This window comes from Candidatus Symbiopectobacterium sp. 'North America' (genome assembly GCF_015762685.1).
GTDB lineage: Bacteria > Pseudomonadota > Gammaproteobacteria > Enterobacterales > Enterobacteriaceae > Symbiopectobacterium.
This window is the reverse complement of sequence record NZ_PEHF01000089.1, coordinates 1-21,177: the sequence shown is the minus strand read 5'-3', so window position 1 is coordinate 21,177 and position 21,177 is coordinate 1. Positions and strand designations below refer to the sequence as shown.

At 53.9% G+C, this 21,177-nt stretch carries 12 protein-coding genes and 6 pseudogenes; 7 read left to right on the top strand and 11 right to left on the bottom strand.

The features are described from left to right. Positions 1–18 precede the first annotated feature (18 nt). Positions 19–1,516 (top strand): annotated as a pseudogene (pitA, locus tag CS369_RS19105) (inorganic phosphate transporter PitA). Positions 1,517–1,609: 93 nt separating this feature from the next. Here the strand turns inward: pitA and uspB are convergent. Then, the gene (gene uspB, locus CS369_RS19100) at positions 1,610–1,945 is read right to left on the bottom strand and encodes a universal stress protein UspB (protein WP_196908304.1); all 336 of its coding nucleotides are present in this window, start codon (positions 1,943–1,945) and stop codon (positions 1,610–1,612) included. Between the two features lie 655 nt (positions 1,946–2,600). On the opposite strand from uspB, the gene uspA reads away from it, so the two are divergent. Together uspA and gdhA are read left to right on the top strand one after the other, a co-directional pair. Then, positions 2,601–3,035 (top strand): universal stress protein UspA, encoded by a 435-nt coding sequence (gene uspA / locus CS369_RS19095; protein ID WP_196908303.1) that lies wholly within the window; start codon positions 2,601–2,603, stop codon positions 3,033–3,035. Positions 3,036–3,475: 440 nt separating this feature from the next. Next, positions 3,476–4,819 carry an NADP-specific glutamate dehydrogenase gene (gene gdhA, locus CS369_RS19090; protein ID WP_196908302.1) on the top strand — a complete coding sequence of 448 codons (1,344 nt, stop codon included), beginning with the start codon at positions 3,476–3,478 and terminating at the stop codon, positions 4,817–4,819. A 373-nt stretch (positions 4,820–5,192) separates the two neighbouring features. Here the strand turns inward: gdhA and CS369_RS19085 are convergent. The 4 genes and pseudogenes from CS369_RS19085 to CS369_RS19070 form a co-directional block, all read right to left on the bottom strand. Beyond that, positions 5,193–6,440, bottom strand: a pseudogene (locus CS369_RS19085) (LVIVD repeat-containing protein). Between the two features lie 11 nt (positions 6,441–6,451). Further along, positions 6,452–7,519: a sugar ABC transporter substrate-binding protein gene (locus tag CS369_RS19080; protein WP_196908301.1), complete on the bottom strand. Its 1,068-nt coding sequence runs from the start codon at positions 7,517–7,519 to the stop codon at positions 6,452–6,454. A gap of 22 nt (positions 7,520–7,541) precedes the next feature. Next, positions 7,542–8,529, bottom strand: a pseudogene (locus CS369_RS19075) (ABC transporter permease). Next, positions 8,526–10,036: pseudogene (locus CS369_RS19070) on the bottom strand (sugar ABC transporter ATP-binding protein). Before CS369_RS19070 ends, CS369_RS19075 begins: the two co-directional pseudogenes overlap by 4 nt. 279 nt (positions 10,037–10,315) lie before the next feature. On the opposite strand from CS369_RS19070, the pseudogene CS369_RS19065 reads away from it, so the two are divergent. Beyond that, positions 10,316–11,405: pseudogene (locus CS369_RS19065) on the top strand (oxidoreductase). A gap of 39 nt (positions 11,406–11,444) precedes the next feature. Here CS369_RS19065 and CS369_RS19060 read toward each other — a convergent pair. The 5 genes from CS369_RS19060 to CS369_RS19040 all read right to left on the bottom strand — a co-directional run bounded on the left by CS369_RS19060 (position 11,445) and on the right by CS369_RS19040 (position 16,619). Next, positions 11,445–12,737 carry a type II toxin-antitoxin system HipA family toxin gene (locus CS369_RS19060; protein ID WP_196908300.1) on the bottom strand — a complete coding sequence of 431 codons (1,293 nt, stop codon included), beginning with the start codon at positions 12,735–12,737 and terminating at the stop codon, positions 11,445–11,447. A 2-nt stretch (positions 12,738–12,739) separates the two neighbouring features. After that, positions 12,740–13,084, bottom strand: coding sequence for a helix-turn-helix domain-containing protein (locus tag CS369_RS19055; RefSeq protein ID WP_244665109.1), 345 nt, complete (start codon positions 13,082–13,084; stop codon positions 12,740–12,742). 196 nt (positions 13,085–13,280) lie between these two features. After that, positions 13,281–14,027, bottom strand: coding sequence for a 16S rRNA (guanine(1516)-N(2))-methyltransferase RsmJ (gene rsmJ / locus CS369_RS19050; protein ID WP_196908298.1), 747 nt, complete (start codon positions 14,025–14,027; stop codon positions 13,281–13,283). After that, entirely contained in the window at positions 14,024–16,066 is a 2,043-nt protein-coding gene (gene prlC / locus CS369_RS19045) for an oligopeptidase A (protein WP_196908297.1), read from the bottom strand. The genes rsmJ and prlC overlap by 4 nt, the downstream gene beginning before the upstream one ends. A gap of 256 nt (positions 16,067–16,322) precedes the next feature. Further along, entirely contained in the window at positions 16,323–16,619 is a 297-nt protein-coding gene (locus CS369_RS19040) for a DUF2623 family protein (protein ID WP_196908296.1), read from the bottom strand. Between the two features lie 187 nt (positions 16,620–16,806). On the opposite strand from CS369_RS19040, the gene CS369_RS19035 reads away from it, so the two are divergent. After that, the gene (locus tag CS369_RS19035) at positions 16,807–17,649 is read left to right on the top strand and encodes a 23S rRNA (adenine(2030)-N(6))-methyltransferase RlmJ (RefSeq protein ID WP_196908295.1); all 843 of its coding nucleotides are present in this window, start codon (positions 16,807–16,809) and stop codon (positions 17,647–17,649) included. A gap of 117 nt (positions 17,650–17,766) precedes the next feature. Beyond that, a complete protein-coding gene (gene gorA / locus CS369_RS19030) occupies positions 17,767–19,119 on the top strand; it encodes a glutathione-disulfide reductase (protein WP_196908294.1) in 1,353 nt (450 codons plus the stop codon). An 80-nt stretch (positions 19,120–19,199) separates the two neighbouring features. On the opposite strand, the pseudogene CS369_RS24050 reads toward gorA, so the two are convergent. After that, positions 19,200–19,814, bottom strand: a pseudogene (locus CS369_RS24050) (TetR/AcrR family transcriptional regulator). Between the two features lie 159 nt (positions 19,815–19,973). Here CS369_RS24050 and CS369_RS19015 point away from each other — a divergent pair. Then, positions 19,974–21,177, top strand: a 1,204-nt coding sequence (locus CS369_RS19015; RefSeq protein ID WP_196908291.1) for an efflux transporter outer membrane subunit, incomplete at its 3' end; no start/stop codon positions are given.

Genomic DNA, 21,177 nt, shown 5'->3' with positions numbered 1-21,177 from the left:
ACAAATGGCCTAACGCTTATGCTACATTTATTTACCGGGGTTGATTTTCATACCGGTCTGATGCTGATTTTGGCACTGGTATTTGTTCTATGAAGCCATAAACTGCTTTCACGATACGGCGAATGCTGTTGCCACCGTGATATATACGCGCGCGATGCGGGCGGAATATGCGGTTGTCATGGCCGGACTGTTTAACTTTTTCGGCGTGATGCTAGGCGGGTTGAGCGTGGCTTATGCTATCGTGCATTTGCTGCCTACTGATTTGCTGCTTAACGTCAGTTCCGCGCACGGCCTGGCCATGGTGTTCTCCATGCTGCTGGCGGCGATTATCTGGAACCTGGGCACCTGGTACTTTGGTTTGCCAGCCTCCAGTTCCCACACCTTGATTGGTTATATCATCGGGATTGATTTGACCAACGCCCTGCTCACCGACACTTCCGTCGTGGATGCGCTCAATGTTCCCAAAATGATCAGTATCTTCCTGTCGCTGATCCTATCTCCCATTGTGGGGATGGTGGTCGCGGGTCTGATGCTGTTCGTGCTGCTGCGTTTCTGGAACAACAATAAGAAACGCAAACGCGTTCACTTGACGCCAGCCGATCGTGAAAAGCTGGATGACAAACTCAAGCCGCCGCTCTGGACGCGTACAGCGCTGATCATTTCCGCTATCGGTGTTAGCTTCTCCCACGGCGCGAACGACGGTCAAAAACGTATCGGCCTGATCATGCTGGTACTGATTGGCGTTGCGCCTGCCGGCTTTGTCGTCAACATGAGCGCTTCCGGCTATGAAATCAGCCGCACGCGTGATGCGGTCGTCAATTTGCAGGAGTTCTATCAACAGCATGGCAATGCGCTCAAACACGTCATCGACCTCTCTACGCCGGTGCTAGCGACAGAAACTGTGCTGCCTGCTAATGGTGTTAAAGAGTTCCACTGCGACAGTTCGTGCGTAATTATCGCCATTGAACGTTCACTGGGTCTGCTGAATAACCTGAAGAGTTATGACCAGTTGAATGCCGAGGATCGCGGTCGCGTGCGTCGCTTGCTGATGTGCATCGCGGATACCATGGACAAGGTAGCGAAGCTGCCGGAAACCACGTCTGAAGATCGCCGCTACCTGAACAATCTGCGTCAGGATATGTTGAAAACCGTCGAATATGCGCCGTTATGGATTATCGTTGCTGTCGCATTGACGCTCTCACTGGGTACCATGGTGGGCTGGCGTCGCGTCGCGGTAACTATCGGAGAGAAGATTGGTAAACGTGGCATGACCTACGCGCAAGGGGTGTCTGCACAGGTGACGGCGGCGCTGTCAATTGGTGTGGCGAGCTATACCGGTATGCCGGTGTCCACCACCCATGTTCTTTCCTCTGCGGTTGCGGGCACCATGATCGTTGATGGTGGCGGTGTACAGGGCAAAACGGTTAAGAACATCCTGCTGGCATGGGTGTTTACGCTGCCGGTTTCTCTGGTGATGTCCGGCGTGCTGTATTGGTTGGCGCTGAAACTGATTTAATCCGTTAGGGTTGAAACTGCACGCAATAAAAAGGCGATTCGAGAGAATCGCCTTTTATCTTTGTCGGTTACACATTGTTAAATACCCAATCGATCAATACCACATCAACATGGACACCAGACTCACCAGGATGAGTCCGCACAGTGCGGAGGTCAGCATAAACTGGCATCGTACCCGCTCACAGCGGCGCATAAACTCTTCATCGTGGTGTTCCAGATAGCGTTGTGCGTAAATGTAGCGAACCAGCCGAATCTGCTTACTGGGCTGTCCGTGGGAAGTGAAAAATCCTCCGCCATCCACATACTGGTACAACAGCGGGTCGCAATCGCGCAGGATCATCAGCAGTACGCGCAAAGAAGAATAATAGCGCGCCATGTTGATGACACAGACGATGCACAAGGCCCAGAAAAGCGCAAATGTACTGATCATGCTCCCCTCCCGGATAATGTTATTCGTCAGAACGAGGATGTAGTGAACATCCTACGGCGTTTCTGCGAATCGTTTTGCCACACGTTCATTACGCGATTTTATTAAGCGGGCGAAGAAAGGGTAAATCGCCCTTATCTTTTGCTCTACCGGGCAGTATGCAGTACGGTAATCGAGAGACCTCAAGCACCGCAATGGAACACCGCTCGACTCACCCTGAAATGAGAGGCTCAGCAGCCGAATGGCACGTTTATATCCCCCCTCATTGTTATTGTAGAAGAGGAAAACAGATTTTTGCCACAGAGTGACCGATATCAAATAATTTTGACGATTTTCCCTACTCTTTTTCCTGGTTTTGTAGCAGATCGTCGGGAGCCCAGACGTGATAAGGAGCTGTTTCTACTACATTTATCAAGGAGTACAAGAATTTTACGGTCAGATCGCCGTTCCTGTGAGCCGTTGTGCAGTAATCACTTGCACGGCGCACGGGCGCGGTGCGGGTCATCTCGCAGAATGCGGTAAATATGCGGCGGTGTGATCTGCTGAACATAACAAAAATCGGCAGGGGTGGTATTCTATAACCAAGCCGTTAAGTATTGGATTAGCAGGCGGAAAAATCTGCTGAACCATTAATGTGTCTTTACGGAAGGAGCTTATTATGGCTTATAAACATATCCTGATTGCTGTTGACCTTTCTCCAGAAAGTAAAGTGTTAGTGGAAAAGGCGGTCTCGATGGCAAGGCCGTACAATGCCAAAGTCTCGTTGATCCACGTCGACGTCAATTACTCCGATCTGTACACCGCCCTGATTGATGTGAATCTGGGCGACATGCAGCAGCGTATTTCTGAAGAAACGCAAAACGCGTTGACCGATCTCTCTAAAAACGCCGGTTATCCGATCACAGAAACCTTGAGTGGCAGTGGCGATCTGGGGCAGGTATTGGTGGATGCTATCAAGAAATATGATGCTGACCTGGTGTTATGTGGGCACCACCAGGATTTCTGGAGCAAGCTGATGTCTTCCGCGCGTCAACTTATCAACACCGTGCATGTGGACATGCTGATCGTTCCGTTGCGTGATGACGAAGAGTAACGTCCTCGTTCTCTTCCTCTCCCCGGTTAAGGCCGGGGAGCCTTTTTAGCTAGTGCATTTTTTTGCAAATTGACCGATTTTTTAGTCGATCGCATTTTTTTACCTCCCCTCTGTTAACCGCTTTTTTGTGCACTGAATTGCACTTTCTTTTGTTATATAATAGAAACTTATGACCAATTTTTATCATTTTTTATGTGAGGATAAGTGCCTATCTCATTGGTTTTTAAGCATATAAAACGTTAAAAAACGCTTGCTTGAATATCCACCAGCAGTGCTATAGTCGAAGCGGCACAACATCATTCAACCGCGATCCCACAGGCTTTTAACGTGCATAACTTTCACCGTTTTCACGCGGCCAGGCACTTTGCTGCGCGTGAAAGGGTGCGAGATAAAAAAAGCACAGTCCACCGGACGCTTTTTCTTTTTTGCAGGAGTTGGTAATGGCTCAATTAGTCTCTCTGGAAAGTTTTCTTAATCAGGTTCAGCAGTGCGACCCGCATCAGCCGGAGTTTTCTCAGGCGGTCAGGGAAGTTTTCTCTACCCTGTGGCCGTTTCTGGAACAGAATCCGCGCTATGCAGAGCAAAGCCTGCTGGAACGTCTGGTCGAGCTAGAGCGTGTTATCCAGTTTCGAGTTGCCTGGACGGATGACAAAGGTCAGGTGCAGGTCAACCGCGCCTGGCGCGTGCAGTTCAGTTCCGCCATTGGTCCGTATAAAGGCGGGATGCGTTTCCACCCTTCGGTGAACCTCTCCATTCTCAAATTCCTCGGTTTCGAGCAAACCTTTAAAAACTCGCTGACCACGCTGCCAATGGGGGGCGGTAAAGGCGGTTCTGATTTCGATCCTAAGGGTAAAAGCCATGGTGAAGTGATGAGCTTCTGTCAGTCGTTGATCACGGAACTGTATCGCCATCTGGGGCCGGATACTGACGTACCTGCCGGAGACATCGGCGTGGGTGGTCGTGAAGTGGGCTTTATGACCGGGATGATGAAAAAGCTGACCAACAACACCGCGTGTGTGTTTACCGGTAAAGGACTCTCTTTTGACGGCAGTCTGATTCGCCCGGAAGCGACAGGGTATGGGCTGGTCTACTTCACGCAGGCGATGCTGGAGCGTCACGGCCTTGGGTTTGAGGGCATGCGTGTTGCAGTCTCCAGATCTGGTAACGTGGCACAGTATGCCATTGAAAAAGGGTTGTCTCTGGGCGCTCGTGTGATTACCGCTTCGGACTCCAACGGCACGGTAGTGGATGAAGCGGGCTTTACGCCGGAGAAACTGGCGCTGCTGGCGGATATCAAAAACCAACGTTATGGCCGTGTGGGAGATTACGCGCGCGAAGCCGGTCTCACGTACCAGCCAGGCCAAACGCCGTGGAACGTGCCGGTAGACATCGCACTGCCGTGCGCCACGCAGAATGAGCTGGACCTGACTAGTGCCAAGACGCTGATTGCTAACGGCGTGAAAGCCGTGGCGGAAGGGGCCAACATGCCGACCACGATCGAAGCGACGGATGCCTTCCTGGAAGCCAACGTGCTGTTTGGGCCGGGCACAGCGGCAAACTCCGGTGGTGTCGCAACCTCTGGGCTGGAAATGCCACAGAATGCGGCGCGTATGGGCTGGAAAGCGGAGAAAGTGGATGCGCATCTGCACCACATCATGCTGGATATCCACCATGCGTGCGTGGATTTTGGCAGTGAAGGCCAGCACACCAACTACGTGCGCGGCGCGAACATCGCGGGCTTTGTGAAAGTGGCAGATGCGATGCTGGCACAGGGCGTAGTGTGATCGGAATGCCTTGTCATCATTGATGGTGTCGATTCGGTTTTGGTCTTTTGGCCTTCACTCGCGTAAAAAATTACTCTGAGGTGGGCGTGACCGCCGGGTGAGCGGCATGGATGCCGCGAAAGTCAGCGCCGCGCCGGGAGCGCGCCGCTGGCGGCTCGAACCGCGGGCACGAACGCCGAAGGAACCGCATAGCGGCGTGATTTCTCGCGAAAAGCCTGGAGTCACGAGGCGGCGGCGATTAAGCGCCTCGTGTCGGGCGCGTGCTGCAACGGTTGCAGAAATCCGTGTTGGTTAACGCGCACGAAACATCATCGGTCTTGCAGAGAGTCGCTTCTTTTCCGCGGCGTTCTCCGTCATAACGGGGAAAATAGCTTCAGCCCAAGTACTCAATTATCGAGAGCCCACCGTTATAATCCGTGCTGTAAATAATGCCCTGTGCGTCCACAAACACATCACAGGACTGAATGACTCGTGGGCGGCCCGGACGGGTATCCATCATTTTCTCTGGTGCAGCAGGCACCAACGCGCCGGTTTTCACGGGGCGATACGGGTTGCTGATATCGTAAGCGCGTACGCCTGCGTTCTGGTAGATGGCGAAAATCAGGGTTGAGCTGATAAAGCTGCCCGGTCGGTTCTCGTGCCGGTTATGCGGCCCGAAGTGCGCACCTTTGGCTACGTAATCCACTTCATCCGGTTGCGGAAAGGTGGAAATGCTGACCGGGTTGCTCGGCTCGCGAATATCGAACAGCCAGATTAGTTTCTCGCCATCTTCCTGATTGTCCAGCACCGCCTCATCCAGTACCACCAGCAGATCGCGATCCGGCAACGGCAGCGTGGTGTGGGTGCCGCCGCCGAACGGTGGGCTCCAGTTACGGTGGCTGATGAGCTGCGGCTGATGGAGATCGCTCACGTCCAGCAGCGTCAGGCCACCGTCACGCCAACTGGCGTACGCGGTATTGCCGCTGATAATCGCGTGGTGCAGCGCATAGCGTTTTCCTTCCGGCCAGTTGAGCGTTTCGCCTGCGGCGCTGTGCATGCCCGGCAACCACCAGCGCCCCGCCACTTCCGGTTTACGCGGATCGGCAAGATCGATAGTCAGGAAGATATAATCACTAAAACCGTCCAACAGGGCAGAAACGTAGGCCCAACGCCCGCCGACGTACCAAATACGGTGAATACCAATGCCGTTCAGCGGCAGAAAGCCGATTTCACGCGGCATGTCCGGCGTTGAGATACCAAACACGCGCAGTCCGGTGCTCCAGCCTCTGTCTTGCACGTCACTCACCGTATCGGCAACGGAGCGCGTTTAATAGACCTTTTCATCGGCAAAGCGGGTGTCGGCAAACAGATCGCGTGCGTTAATCACCAGCAGCAGATCGTCATGTGCCTGCAAATGCACATTCCAGGTGCCAGGCGGGGCGGGCACATAACCCGCCGCCCTGGGGTTTTTCGCATCACGCACATCGACGATGGAGAACCCCTGCGACACCATGTGCCCGATATAGGAGTAGCCGCGATGGACCATCACCTGTACGCCGTCTGGCCCACCACCCTGATCGCTATGCCCGATCAACCGCATATTGCGGCTGTAATCGGGACGCGGCAGTTCCTGCTTTGCCATACTGTAGTTCCTTATTTTTTCTGTTTGGCTTCCAGTGTAGCGAACCACGTCGCAATGAAATCATCGCTCTGGCCCCAGCCGGGAATAATCTTGCCGAGTGAAGAGACGTTAACCTGTCCCGGCTGGCTCACCAGTAGCGCCTGTGGAATGGTGGCGGCTTTGAAATCATAGGTTGCCGGGGTAGGTTCGCCTGCAATCTTGTTGGCAATCAGGCGCACGTTAGTAGCACCGATCAGTTTCGGGTCAACCGCCACACTCACTTTCCACGGGCTGTTGGCCTCGCGCATCAGTTGCACATCCTGATTGGAAATATCGATTCTGTAGAGTTTGATTTCGGTGCGGCCATTCTCTTTTAGCGCCTTGTAAGCGCCCTGGCTGAAGGCATCCCAGGTCCCCCAGATGGTATCGATCTTACCTTTAGGGTATTTCGCCAGCACTGCACCCACTTTGTTGGCGGTGTCACCTTGTACATCGGAAGAGACCGCGCCAATGGACTCCAGCTCTTTAATGCCAGGATGGTCTTTCAGGATGTTTTGGTAGGCCGCCTGACGGCGCTCCATCGGCGGGAACCCGGCTACCCACAGCTTGATGATGTTGGCCTGATCGTTGAAGTCTTTCACCAGTTGGCCGAAGGAGAGCTCGGTGAGCGACGCGTCATCCTGCTGAGTCAAGGTCACACCGGGAACGGTGCCATTAACGGCGGTATCGAAGGTGGAGACCGCAATGCCACTGTCAACGATGCGCTGAACCAGCGCAGTCGAGTACGGATCGCGGCCCTGAGACAGGATAATCCTGTCATACTTCTGGCTGATGGCCTGATTGACGAAATCCTGAAAGCGGGCGTCATCGCCGTTGCTCAGGAAGGTATTGACGGTGAACCCCAGTTTCTTCCCTTGCTGGATGGCTCCCGTAATAAACTGGGTGGTGTTATCGTCAGAGCCAAGGTTACGGATGACGGCGATGCGAATCGGCCCGTCCTGTTTGGCGATAGCGTCCGGCACGGGGGCAGGTGTGGCGGCAAAGGTGGGGGCGATGGTCAGCAGGCTCAGCGCCAGCAGTGAAAACGTCAATTTCTTCATTATAGTTTCCTGTCTTTCGGGATTAACGGCGTTGAGCGTAAGTGATTGCCAGAGCGGCGGCCAGCACCAGCCCTTTGATAATATCCATGGCGTAATAGGGAACGGAGAGCATGACCAGTCCGTTCTGCAACACGTCGAGGATCACGGCGCCGACCAGCGTACCCAATGCGTTAGGTTTGCCAGAGCCAGCGAGTGAAAAACCGATCCAGGTCGTTGCCACTGCATCCATCAGGTAACCGCTACCGGCGTTGACCTGGGATGAGACGATGCGCGATGCCAGCAAAATACCGCCCAATCCTGCCAACAGTGAGGCAGGCCGCCACGCGGTAACGGGTGGTACGGATGCCGGAAAGCCGTGCGGCTTCGGCGTTACCTCCGATGGCATACATGCGGCGGCCGTGTTTGGTCAATGACAGGCCCAACTGTGCCACCAATGTGACAGCCAGCATGATAATCACGATGGTCGGCACCTGACCGAGCAGTGAGAAGGCATCAGGGATAACGCCCTCTGCCATCTCCCCGCTGGGTAGCACCATATTTTGTGTGATGGAGCCACCATAGCTGTAGCTCATCGCGACGCCCTGAATCACGAACAGGCTGGCAAGTGTTGCTAACATGTCGGGAATTTTCAGTACCACGATGAGAAAAGCATTAAACAGGCCGACCAGTGTACACAGCAGCAGTGTCACCAGAATCGCTTCTGTGGTGCCAAAGCCGTGCCAGACAAACAGTGAAATCACCAGTGCGTTAGCCAGCGAGGCGGTTGAGCCCACCGAGAGATCGAACCCTCCCACCGTGAGTGAGATGGAGACGCCAATGGCGATCACCGTGACGATGGCAATTGAGCGCAGAATATTTATGATGTTGTACGGATCGAGAAAGTTGTAGGAGGCGATACCAAACAGCGCGATCAGCGCTACCACCGTCAGCAGCATTCCCCACTTGTAGAGAAAATCAAACAGCTGTTGGCGGCCCGAAACTGTCGCCTTAAGGGAAAGTGCTTTGCTCACGCAGGGGTTCCTCCGTTGGAGTAAAGTAAAAGGGTTTCTTCGCTGGCTTTGCGGCCATCCAGTTCTGCCACAATGCGGCCATCCCACAGCACGCAAATGCGATCGCACAGCCCGACCAGTTCAGCGAATTCGCCGGAGGCGTAAATCACGCCTTTGCCTTCGCGAGCCAACTGATCGATTAAAAGAAAGAGATCGGTTTTGGCTTTGACATCAACGCCTTTGGTCGGCTCATCAAAGATCAAAACGTCGGCATCGTTGCGCAGCCATTTGCCAATCGCGACCTTCTGCTGGTTGCCACCTGACAAGCGACGCAGCGTCTGTGCTGGCCCGGTGGTACGCACGCCGAGACGTGAAATAATCTCCTGTGCCCAGCGCCATGCGCGCCGATGACTAAAAAGGCTCCAGCGAGAAAAGCTGTCGTTTGCGCTGATGCTCAGGTTCATCGCCACCGACTCGTCAATAAAAATGCCTTCTTTGCGGCGCTCTTCCGGCACCAGAGCAATGCCTGCGGCGACGGCATCCGCCGGTGTGGTCGGCTGCCAGGGCTTGCCGCGCAGTTCGCCGGATCGCACGCGGCTGGCATTGGCTCCAAACAGCGCTTTGCACAATTCGGTTTTCCTTGCGCCTGCCAGCCCGGCAATGCCAAGAATTTCGCCTCCGCGCAACTGCAACGAGATATCGTGCAGCAGTGTATTGTCATGCAGACCTTCAATCGCCAACAGTGGTTTACCGGTTATCGCCGGTCGGCGCGGCGGATAGATGCATGGCCGAGCATCTTTTCGACGATCGCTTCGCCGCTTAGCCTATCCATTGGACTGCTTTCAATCAGGCGACCATAGCGCAATACCGTCATGCGATCGCAAATCGCTTTTAGCTCATGAATACGGTGCGAGATAAACACCACGCCGATACCGCTGTGCTGCAAGTGGCGCACCACGTTGAACAGACGCTCGCTTTCATTCTGATCGAGCGGTGCCGTGGGTTCATCAAGGATCAGGAAGCGACAGTGGTGGGAGAGGGCGCGCGCCAAGAGAATCTGCTGCTTTTCGGCCAGTGAGCATTGCTCGATGCGACGACGCACGTCCAGATCGATACCCATTAGCTCCAGCGCGTTGCGCGCGCTATGGCGAATACGCCGCCAGCGATAGCTATGACCTGGCTCCGCCAACTGATCGAGCATAATGTTTTCCGCCACGCTCAGGCCTGGCACTAACGCGACGTCGACTTCCTGCTGTACCACATGGATGCCGAGCTGCTTGGCCTGACGCGGTGAGCGAATCTCAACGGGTTTTCCATCAATGACAATGGTCCCCTGATAGTGCTCATGCGCACCGGAAAGTACCACCATCAGCGTTGATTTGCCTGCGCCATTGGCACCGGTCAGCGCGTGGATAGAACCGCCTTTCAGGGTGAAATCGACCTGCGTCAGCGCAGCGAAGCCGGAAAAGGCAATGGAAATCCCGCGCATTTCCAGTTTGTGTGGCGTTGGCCGATGTGTGTGCGTCATGGCGGTCATCCCAGGAAAAAAATCATCTGATCGGCCAGATCTTTCACGGGGTGATAACGCCTGGCAATGAACGAAAACGCATAAGATAAAGCAAAATATTATTAGCCTTACAGATGTCCAGATGTAACATGAAGATAATTCATAAAACAGACGCTTACAGAGCAACATGAAAAAAATGCATCATGATGCCCTTAATATTTATAGCCATCCAGAAGTCTGTTTGTGATAAGGTAGTGATTATTCACCGATGACAGTCAACACACGACAGGATGTAGCATCATGACCAGCACGGCAATTCGCGTGGTAACCGGCCCCGCCAACTATTACTCCTACCCCGGCGCGTTGCAGGAGCTGGAAAACCTTTATACCCCGGCACAGTTGGAAAGCGCGGTTTGGATTTATGGTGAACGGGCGATTGCGGCAGCCACCTCGTTTTTGCCCGCAGCGTTCAACGTAGTCGGTGCGAAGCACATTGCTTTTGGCGGTCATTGCAGCGAAAGCGCGGTGGTGCAACTCTGTGCTCAAGCGGGTGACGATCGTCAGGTGGTGATTGGTGTCGGCGGCGGTGCGTTGTTGGACAAGGCTAAAGTGGTGGCGCGTCGCCTCGGCTTACCGTTGGTGGCTATCCCTACCATCGCTGCCACCTGTGCCGCCTGGACGCCGCTTTCCGTTTGGTATAACGATGAAGGTCAGGCGCTGCGTTTTGAAATTTTCAACGATGCCAACCATCTGGTGTTGGTGGAGCCCACTATCATTCTGCGCGCGCCGCAGGAATACCTGCTGGCAGGGATCGGCGATACGCTGGCGAAATGGTATGAGGCGGTGGTGCTGAGCCCACAACCGGAAAATCTGCCGCTGACGGTGAGTTTGGGGATTGAAGCGGCGCTCTCTATTCGTAATGTGCTGCTCAATAGCAGCGAGCAGGCGCTGGCCGATCAACGGCGTGGCGAACTGACGCAGGCTTTCCTTGATGTGATCGATGCGATTATCGCTGGCGGTGGTATGGTTGGCGGCTTGGGCGAACGCTACACCCGCGTGGCTGCGGCGCATGCGGTGCATAACGGGTTGACCACTTTACCGCAAACCGAGCGTTTCCTGCACGGCACCAAAGTGGCTTATGGCATTCTGGTGCAGAGTGAACTGCTCGGACAGCGCGACGTGACCGAGCAGTTGATTGCGGTGTTTGCGCGTTTCAACTTGCCTACCAGCCTGAAGGCGCTGGATGTGGATATCCATCATCACGCCGATGTGGAGAAGGTCATTGCACGCACGCTGGCACCGTTCGAATCGATACCATGCGCTGCCTGTGCCGCTGAATGCAGAAAGCCTGCGCGCTGCCATCGAGCGGGTTAAGGCGTTATCGGTGTAAGGTTGCTGAGTGACCTGTCAGGGACTAACAGGCCACGCGTTATCCTATCAATTGTGCAGCGCGTCGCATTTGTGGATTATCAAATGCAGGGATAAAGGCGTCGATATCAGCGTTGGTCATGCCGACAGTGTAGCGGATTGCTGATGCCTTCCAGTTATTCACCGCATGGTAGACCTGCGTTAGGATTGCATTGGCCTGTTGAGGCGACAAACGGAAGTAGGTTGCTCTTGCCAGAACGGCGTCGATCGAATCGACGGGGCCGTAATCCTCATCGAGCCACAGTTTTAACTCTTGATCCTTATCGGGGAACGGGTTGAGGTCAAAGGCAGGAGCCAGTCGCCATTGCCCGTGTTCGACGTGCAGAAATCCGTGATTTTGTACGTGATCGTCCACATTGGTGATTAGCAGGTTAAAGACAATACGCCGCCATAACTCTGCCAAATCTTCCAACGGTGAGATGCTGTGCATGAGAATAACGTCGGCAATTTGGCTGTAAGCATACTCTTCCGTCCGCGTGGCTTGCAGCATGGAACCTGCGGAAAGGTAAGGGATTCTGCCACCGTTTGGCGTGCGATCAAAGCGGCGTATCAACGCCACAGGAATATCCTCTGACATAACGGTGCGTGATTCGGCTACCCGAATACCCGCCGTTGCAGCGAGTTGTAGTGCCAACACTTCGCCCCGCGTGACGCTGCGATCGTCCTGTATGCTGGGAAACTTGCCGATAGCCAAATATCCGTCATCATCCATGATGGAACATTTGGGCCGCATGCCACCCAGAGAAGTCCCTTTACCTCGCAGGTATTTCAGATCGGCGGCCGTTTCTTTGTTCATTTCGACGGCGTGAGTGGCACTAATCAGTTGCTGTAATTCAAGCAGCGGTGGTGTACCTCGACCACCGTCCACCGTTGAGCGTAAAAAATTACCTTCGGCATCCATCAGCCGCAATGCACCGATACGGCTCGCATCATCCACGCCTAACAGAAAATCCATTTCTGTCAGGGCAGTACTTACACTCTGGCCAACCTGGGCATTCTTGCGGAGTTTAGCGTGATCGCGTGCAATCACGCGGCAGCCCCATCCGTCAGGTTCGGTATCGGCAAAAGCAAAATGGAACAGGGAGTCTTCCTTGCCGGGCGCTTTGTGGTATTGATAGCCTGCAATCAGCGCAAGGTCGGGCGAAATTTCAAAACGATTGGCCGTCGCTAACCACGTTTCATCATAAGAAAATGCGGAAAATTCTCTGCGCCCTTCCTTGCTATATACCAATTCTCTCACCGGCAGTGCTGATTGACCGATGGCGACCCGAACTGCTTGCTGTTTTGCCGACATGACTATAATCCTCCCGAACCTGACGTGATGCGTTTGGTGCGTACGCGCTGAGGAAGCGCATCATTCATCATCATCAGCCCAATGTCATCCGTGGCGGTGTCCAGCAACTCGTTTATTTTTGCTAATTCACCCAGTATCAGCAGCGCCTGTGCCAGCGTTCCTATGGAGATACGCGGATCGCCCTTTTCCAAACGGCGTAACGTAGCGACAGAGATACCAAAGCGTTCTGCCATTGATACTTGTGTAATATGTCGCCGCCGCCGTGCCAGAGCGATATCAGCCCCTAACTTTTTGAGTACCCGAACGACAGGGGCGGAAAGCGACCGGGTATTAGGTTTAGCGATCACATATGATCCTTTAAGCATGTTAAGCGCTCATCTATAAGCGCTTAATAAGATTTTATCATTGCTTCCTCAAGTGTAGCAGTCGTTATATTTTAATCAATACACAGAGAGTTAAACGCTCATACATAAGCGCTAATATAGGTTAAGTGCTCATATGTGAGCGCTTAAATGGATAGAAGACAAAAATGAGGGCCGTGAACTACAGCGGCAAATAAAAATCAAAGCGGTGGCTTTTGGTGGTCAGCATCGATTGGGCGGCAATGCCCGCCAGCGGTGGGGCGTAGTCAGGGCGTTTTACCACCACGCGCTTTTTCGCCAACGCCCGCGCGGGAGCCAGCAGGGCATCGGCATCGTCGTCCGCGCCCACCAGTGATTGAAACACCCGCATCTCTTTCTTTACCAGCGCACTTTTTTGCCGATGAGGAAACATGGGATCGAGATAGACCACATCCGGTGGCGGTGTGATATCGCTCAGGGCTGTGTGGCTTGAGGCATGAATCAGCGTCAATCTTTCGCGCAGCCACGCGCCTATCTCGGCATCTTCATAGCCACGTCGTAAACCATCGTCGAGCAGCGCGGCAACTACCGGGTTACGTTCCAGCAGACGTACACGACAGCCTAACGAGGCCAGTACAAAGGCATCACGGCCTAATCCGGCGGTGGCATCCACGACGTCCGGCAGATAATCCTTTTTGATGCCGACCGCTTTAGCAACCGCTTCGCCGCGCTCGCCGCCAAAGCGACGGCGGTGGGCCATTGCACCAGAGACGAAATCGACATAAATAGCGCCGAGCTTCTCTTCATCCTGCTTGTGCAGCTCCAGACGTTCTGGCGTCAGCACCAGCGCCAGCGTCACGCTGGGGTCGTCCTGCAATCCCCAGCGTGACGCTAATGCATCAAGGGCGCCTCTATCGGCGCCCCCTTCTGTCAGCAGGCTGATGTTCACCCTTTAATACCATAGTGGTGCAGCATGGCATCAAGCTGTGGTTCACGGCCACGGAAGCGCTTGAACAGATCCATCGGCGCTTCGGAACCGCCACGCGACAGAATATTATCCAGGAAAGACTGGCCGGTGGTGCGGTTGAAAATGCCTTCTTCTTCAAAGCGCGAGTAGGCGTCCGCTGCCAGAACATCTGCCCACAGGTAGCTGTAGTATCCTGCGGCATAGCCGCCTGCGAAGATGTGGCTGAAGGCGTGCGGGAAACGATTCCAGCTTGGACTCGGCACGACGGCGACCTTGGCTTTGACATCGGCCAGTGTCGGCAGAATTTGTGCCCCTTTTGCCGGATCGTATTCTGCATGCAGACGGAAATCGAACAGGCCGAACTCAAGTTGGCGCAGGATAAACAACGCAGCCTGATAGTTTTTGGCCGCCAGCATCTTGTCCAGCATGGCCTGTGGCAACGGTTCGTCGGTTTCGTAGTGACCGGAAATAAACGCCAACGCTTCCGGCTCCCAGCACCAGTTTTCCATAAACTGGCTCGGCAGTTCGACGGCATCCCATGGCACACCGCTAATGCCAGCCACCCCTGCGGTATCTATCTGCGTCAGCATATGGTGCAGGCTGTGACCAAATTCATGGAACAACGTGGTGACTTCATCGTGGGTGAACAGCGCGGGTTTGCCGTTGACCGGACGGTTGAAGTTACATACCAGATAGGCCACCGGTTTTTGCAGTTCACCGTTGCTCTTGCGCAGGCGTCCCGCGCAGTCATCCATCCAGGCACCGCCACGCTTGTGTTCGCGCGCATAGAGATCGAGATAGAAGCTGCCGCGCAGTTCGCCGCTTTCATCAAACAGGTCAAAGAAACGTACTTCGGGGTGCCATACGTCTACGTCGTGACGTTCTTTGGCCGTAATGCCATAAATGCGTTTCACCACTTCAAACAGCCCTTCAACCACGCGCTGTTCTGGGAAATAAGGGCGCAGTTGCTCATCGCTGATGGTGTAGAGGTGCTGCTTTTGTAATTCGCTGTAGTAAGTGATGTCCCACGGTTGCAGTTCGCCAGCGCCATTATGCGTTTTGGCGAAGGCGCGCAGTTGTGCCAGTTCCGCTTCCCCTTGTGGGCGGGCACGCGTTGCCAGATCGTTGAGGAAATCCAGCACTTGTTGCGGATTTTCTGCCATTTTGGTGGCAAGGGACTTATCAGCGAAGCTGCCAAAGCCTAACAGTTGCGCCAGTTCATGGCGCAGCGCCAGCTCCTCGGCCATCACTTCACTGTTATCCCATTTGCCCGCATTCGGCCCCTGATCGGAGGAGCGGGTTGCGTAGGCACGATACATCTCTTCACGCAGCGCCTGATTGGCACAGTAGGTCATGACAGGCAGGTAGCTGGGGATATCCAGCGTCAGCAGCCAACCTTCCAGTCCTTTAGCCTCGGCTTGTGCGGCGGCGGCGGCCAGTGCGCTTTCCGGCATCCCTTCAAGCTGCGCAACGTCAGTGATGTGCTTATTCCAACCCATGGTTGCGTCGAGCACGTTGTTGCTGTACTGCGCGCTCAGTTCAGACAGACGCGCGGCAATTTCGCCATAGTGTTTCTGTTTTTCCGGCGGCAAACCGATACCGGACAGTTCAAAGTCGCGCAGCGCATTATCCACCGCTTTTTTCTCCGCGACGCTCAATGTGGCGTAGTGGGATCCTTCTTTCAGGTCGCGATACGCCTGATATAACCCGGTGTGTTGTCCAACCCAGGTGCTGTATTCAGAGAGTAGCGGCAAGCATTGCTCATAGGCAGCACGCAGCTCAGGGCTATTTTTCACGGCATTGAGGTGGCCGATCGAGGAAAACAGACGGCCCAGACGATCGTCGCTCTCTGCCAGCGGTTGACACAGATTTTCCCAGGTGAACGGTGCACCCTGCGCTACCACGCGCTCAACCGCACTGCGGCAGTCTGCCAGCGCAGACTGAACGATGGGGACGATGTCATCAACAGTGATGGCGGAAAACGGGGGCAGGGTAAACGGGGTCAATAATGGATTCGTCATATCACGGTCCTATCGTTATGTGTCAGCCAGTGACAAAGGCAGTCGCGCGAGCGGCGGCGCTGGCAAAAAAAGCGAATTACTGATTAACATGAGGCCAGAAAGGGCAAAAATCAATGAACGGGGGAAAATTCCCTGGGCATGTGAAAACCGCGCGTATTGCACACGTCAGCATGGGTTACTGTGCAGATGTTTCACTGCGGTGTGGCGGGCAGTCTGAAGAGAGCGGTGCTGTGTTTAACGTATGGTACGTGCTGCCTCATTCCCCCCTCCCCAGCGTATCATAACCAGCATAAAAATAGACCACAGTTTGTGGATTGCCGTATTCGCTAAAAAACTCGGTGATACGGTCACGCTCCAGCCCATAGCTCCGTGAAAGCAGGCCAGCCTCAAACGCGGCTTTTTGTCGATCGCCCACCGCTTCCGACAGGTTATACGAGTAGCCACAGATATAACCACGTCGATATTCGAGACCGTGGTGCTGAATTTCGCTCAGGGGTTGTGGCGTTTGGGCCTTAAGCCCGTCCATAACGCCATCGCCAAAGGGGTTTGCCATGATGTTCTCCACTCACTATCGCTATATATTTAATAATATAATGATCGATCGACCCTTTCGGCAAGGGGATTGCAAGAGGATTGCGTTATGGTTTTCCGGTGATATTTTCTGCGGCAGAACGTTTATATGTGCGGGATATGATCTTGCCTTCGGGCGCCCAGTTTATTTCACCGGAACAAAAACCGTTATGTTGAGTTATCGCCACAGTTTCCATGCCGGCAACCATGCCGACGTACTGAAGCACACCGTTCAGAGCCTGATCATTACTGCGCTCAAAGAAAAAGAGAAACCGTTTCTGTATCTGGATACCCATGCAGGAGCCGGGCGTTATCAGCTCAGCGGTGAACATGCGGAGCGTACCGGGGAGTATCTGGAAGGTATTGCCAAACTGTGGCAACGGGACGATATTCCCGAAGCGTTGACCCCTTATCTGAACGCGGTTAAAGCCTACAACAGTAATGGCACGCTACGTTTCTACCCCGGTTCGCCGCTGATTGCCCGCCAACTGCTGCGTGAGCAGGACAGTATTCACCTGACGGAGTTGCACCCTAGCGACTTCCCGTTGCTGTGCGGTGAATTTCAACGTGATTCGCGAGCCAAAGTGGTGCGTGAAGATGGCTATCAGCAGTTGAAATCCCAACTGCCGCCCGCCTCTCGCCGTGGATTTATCCTGATAGACCCTCCCTACGAATTGAAAATCGACTATCAGGCGGTGGTCAAAGGGATTCAGGAAGGTTACAAACGTTTTGCCACCGGCGTGTACGCGCTGTGGTATCCGGTGGTATTACGCCAGCAAATCAAACGCATGCTCAAAGACCTGGAAGCCACCGGTATCCGTAATATTCTGCAAATTGAACTGGCAATGCTGCCGGACAGCGATCGCTATGGCATGACGGCGTCAGGCATGATCGTGATCAACCCGCCGTGGAAACTGCACGCGCAAATGCAAGCGCTGCTGGCGTGGCTGCACAGTGTGCTTGCGCCTAATGGCACTGAGCATACGCTGATTGAGCAGGTGGTGCCGGAATAGCCTGACAGGTTTTGACTGTTGCACTCATCGGCAAAACCGACGTTAACGGTTTTGCCGCAGACCGAGTTCAGGGGTTACACTGTGTTTTATTCTCTTCACTTAACCATGGATCTTCTCATGACAAAGCATTATGACTATCTCGCCATCGGTGGCGGCAGTGGCGGTATCGCGTCCATTAACCGTGCGGCAATGTATGGGCAAAAATGTGCGTTGATTGAAGCAAAGTACCTGGGCGGCACCTGCGTTAATGTCGGCTGCGTACCGAAAAAGGTCATGTGGCACGCGGCGCAGATTGCCGAAGCGATCCACCAGTATGGGCCGGACTATGGTTTTGATACCACCGTTAACGCCTTTAACTGGGATGTCTTGGTGAAGAAACGCAGTGCCTATATCGATTGTATTCATCAGTCCTATAACAATGTGCTGGGCAAAAATCAGGTGGACGTTATCCACGGCTTTGCCCGCTTTGTCGATGCGCACACCGTTGAAGTGAATGGTGAAACCATTACTGCCGACCATATTGTGATCGCGACGGGCGGCCGGCCGACGCGTCCTTTGATTCCCGGTGCTGAGTACGGCATCGATTCCGACGGTTTTTTTGCGCTTGACGGGTTGCCAAAGCGTACGGCAATTGTCGGTGCGGGCTATATCGCCGTTGAGATCGCTGGTGTTGTGAATGCGCTCGGTTCCGAAACCCATCTGTTTGTGCGCAAGCACGCGCCGTTGCGCAGCTTCGATCCGCTGATCTTCAGCACGCTGGTGGAAGTGATGAAGGCAGAAGGGCCGATGCTACATACCGAATCCACGCCGCAGGCGGTTGAAAAAAACGCTGATGGCAGCCTGACCCTGCATCTGACCAACGGTGAATCTTATACCGTGGATTGCCTGATTTGGGCAATTGGCCGTGAACCGGCAACCGATAACCTGAATATTGAAGCGGCGGGTGTCATCAAAGATGAGCGCGGTTTTATCAAGGTAGATAAATACCAGAACACCAACGTGCCGTGCGTTTATGCGGTGGGTGACAACACCGGCGCTGTCGAACTGACGCCGGTGGCTGTTGCGGCAGGGCGCCGCCTCTCAGAACGGCTGTTTAACAACAAGCCGGAAGAGCATCTGGATTACACCAATATCCCGACCGTGGTGTTCAGCCACCCGCCGATTGGCACCGTCGGGTTGACCGAACCGCAAGCGCGGGAAAAATTCGGTGATGATCAGGTTAAGGTCTACACCTCTTCCTTCACCGCGATGTACACCGCAGTAACCCAGCACCGCCAACCGTGTCGCATGAAGCTGGTGTGTGTTGGGCCGGAAGAGAAAATCGTTGGCATACATGGCATCGGCTTTGGCATGGATGAAATGCTGCAAGGCTTTGCCGTAGCGGTGAAAATGGGCGCGACCAAACGCGACTTCGACAATACCGTGGCGATTCATCCGACCGCATCGGAAGAGTTTGTGACGATGCGCTAAGGTCGCTGTCTGACGACCTGTTCAATGCCCTAAAAGAAGCTCAATCCTGAGCTTCTTTTTTATGGGTGGCACTCTACGGTTTACTGCTTCGACGCTTCAGCCCGATAAGCGAGCAGAAATACTGTGATGGCGCGAGAGACCGCGTCTTCAATGCGTTTGGCGTCTGGTGCAGTGTCGACGCCCAATGCTGCGACAAGAAACAACTCTGCTTCAATCAGCCCTTTCAAATGCATCGCTCATACCCAACTGTCTGAGTGACGCAGAATGCCTTCGTCGCTTTTTTTACTCAGGTAATGGCTTAACCGTTTCCAGCCCTTTTGTGGCCCTTCGGCATAAAACAAGCGGCCAATGTCGCTACGTTCTGATTCACTGATCGCGATGCGCCAGATTGCCATCAGGCCGCTGCTCAGCACTGAGGAGAGGTAATTGCGGCCAAATTGGTTAAGCGTCGTTTCGATATCTTTCTTTGGGTCTAGTGATTCGAACGCTTCCGCGATGTCGGTTTTGGCTGACGATGCCATGACAGCAGAGAAGATGTCTTCTTTGGAACTGAAATAGTTATAGAGCGTTGATTTGGAGCCCCCGACGCGACTAGCGATCTCCGACATCGACGTGTTGTTGAATCCCTGCTCTATAAATGCGCGCGTCGCGATATCCAGAATGGTTTGACGCTTGGTTTCACTTTTAACTCGCATACGCTTCACTTTTCTTTCCGTCCAATGCGCAAGCTTCTCTTGACTATCGTTTTATGTCAAATTATAACAAAACCGTACTGTTCGGTATTAAAAAGGTGTATCTTGAAAATCAATAAGTTAATAAATCGCAGCCTGTTACCTCCTTATTTGCGGTTTTCAATGCTTGCCGTGGTGCTCATCCTGGCGGGCTGTTCAACCGCCCCAGACAACACACTGAGCCACATAAAACGTGCCGATGAGTTTGCCTCTTCACAGTCGCTGACCACCGAAAAAGAGGGCCGCTGGCCAGACGCGCAGTGGTGGCTACGCTACCACGACGGGCAGTTGGACAGCCTGATGGAAGTGGCACTGGCTTCTGCGTCAACCTTGAAAATAGCTGAGTCTCGATTAAAGAACGCGTCCGGGATCGCCGAGCAAATTGGCGCGATTTGTTCTGTACAAGTTGGCGCGTCAGCGTCTGCGTCAAAGAGTAAAGTGAGCTATGCCTATCAGGCCTATATGCCACCGCACGGCTGGAATGACTATGGCTCTGCGACGGCTAATCTGAGTTTTAATCTCGATTTTTGGGGCAAAAACCGTGCTGAAGTCGCTGCTGCAACGTCAGATTATGCGGCGGCGGGTGCGGAAATGCAGTCGGCAAAATTACTGCTCCAAGCCGCTTTGGTGCAGTCCTATATGGAGCTGGCACGTTTGTACCTCAACCGTGACACGACGCAGAATGCGTTGGAGATCCGTAGCAAAACCGTTGAATTGATGACAGAGCGAAATCTCAATGGGCTTGAAACTGACGGCGTGGTCAAACAGGTGCAGGCGTTGAAAGCGAGCGCTGAGGCCGAATTGATTGCCTCCGATGAGGCCATCCAGCTACAGAAAAATGCCATTGCCGCACTGTTGGGCGACGGGCCAGACCGGGGGCTTTCTATTCAGCGTCCGGCGATCCATCTGGATGAATCCTTTAATTTGCCTGCTAAAACTGGCATCAAAATTCTGGGCCACTGTCCGGACATCAGCGCCGCGCGTTGGCGTGTTGAAGCTGCGGCAAAACGCATTCATGTCGCCAAAACCGCGTACTACCCCGATGTCAGCATTACCTGTTTTATTGGCTATCAGTCGTTCAGCCTGAATAATCTGACGTGTTCTGGCAACGATGCCGGAAGCATTGGGCCTGCGCTGTATCTGCCTATTTTCACCGGTGGCCGTTTATCCGGGCAATTAACCTCCGCTGAGGCCAACTACGAAGAGTCTGTTGCGACTTACAACAACACGCTGACGCTGGCATTGCACTATGTGGCGAATGTGGTTACCCGCGCCAAGCTCATGCAGTTTTTGGCGACGTGTCCATCTTCAACTCTGGTGATGGAAG

What these genes read in the sequence shown, in the direction of transcription:
- uspB (WP_196908304.1), bottom strand. Translation starts at nt 1,945, where the DNA reads ATGATCAGTACATTTGCGCTTTTCTGGGCCTTGTGCATCGTCTGTGTC.
- uspA (WP_196908303.1), top strand. Translation starts at nt 2,601, where the DNA reads ATGGCTTATAAACATATCCTGATTGCTGTTGACCTTTCTCCAGAAAGT.
- gdhA (WP_196908302.1), top strand. Translation starts at nt 3,476, where the DNA reads ATGGCTCAATTAGTCTCTCTGGAAAGTTTTCTTAATCAGGTTCAGCAG.
- CS369_RS19080 (WP_196908301.1), bottom strand. Translation starts at nt 7,519, where the DNA reads ATGAAGAAATTGACGTTTTCACTGCTGGCGCTGAGCCTGCTGACCATC.
- CS369_RS19060 (WP_196908300.1), bottom strand. Translation starts at nt 12,737, where the DNA reads ATGTCGGCAAAACAGCAAGCAGTTCGGGTCGCCATCGGTCAATCAGCA.
- prlC (WP_196908297.1), bottom strand. Translation starts at nt 16,066, where the DNA reads ATGACGAATCCATTATTGACCCCGTTTACCCTGCCCCCGTTTTCCGCC.
- CS369_RS19040 (WP_196908296.1), bottom strand. Translation starts at nt 16,619, where the DNA reads ATGGCAAACCCCTTTGGCGATGGCGTTATGGACGGGCTTAAGGCCCAA.
- CS369_RS19035 (WP_196908295.1), top strand. Translation starts at nt 16,807, where the DNA reads ATGTTGAGTTATCGCCACAGTTTCCATGCCGGCAACCATGCCGACGTA.
- gorA (WP_196908294.1), top strand. Translation starts at nt 17,767, where the DNA reads ATGACAAAGCATTATGACTATCTCGCCATCGGTGGCGGCAGTGGCGGT.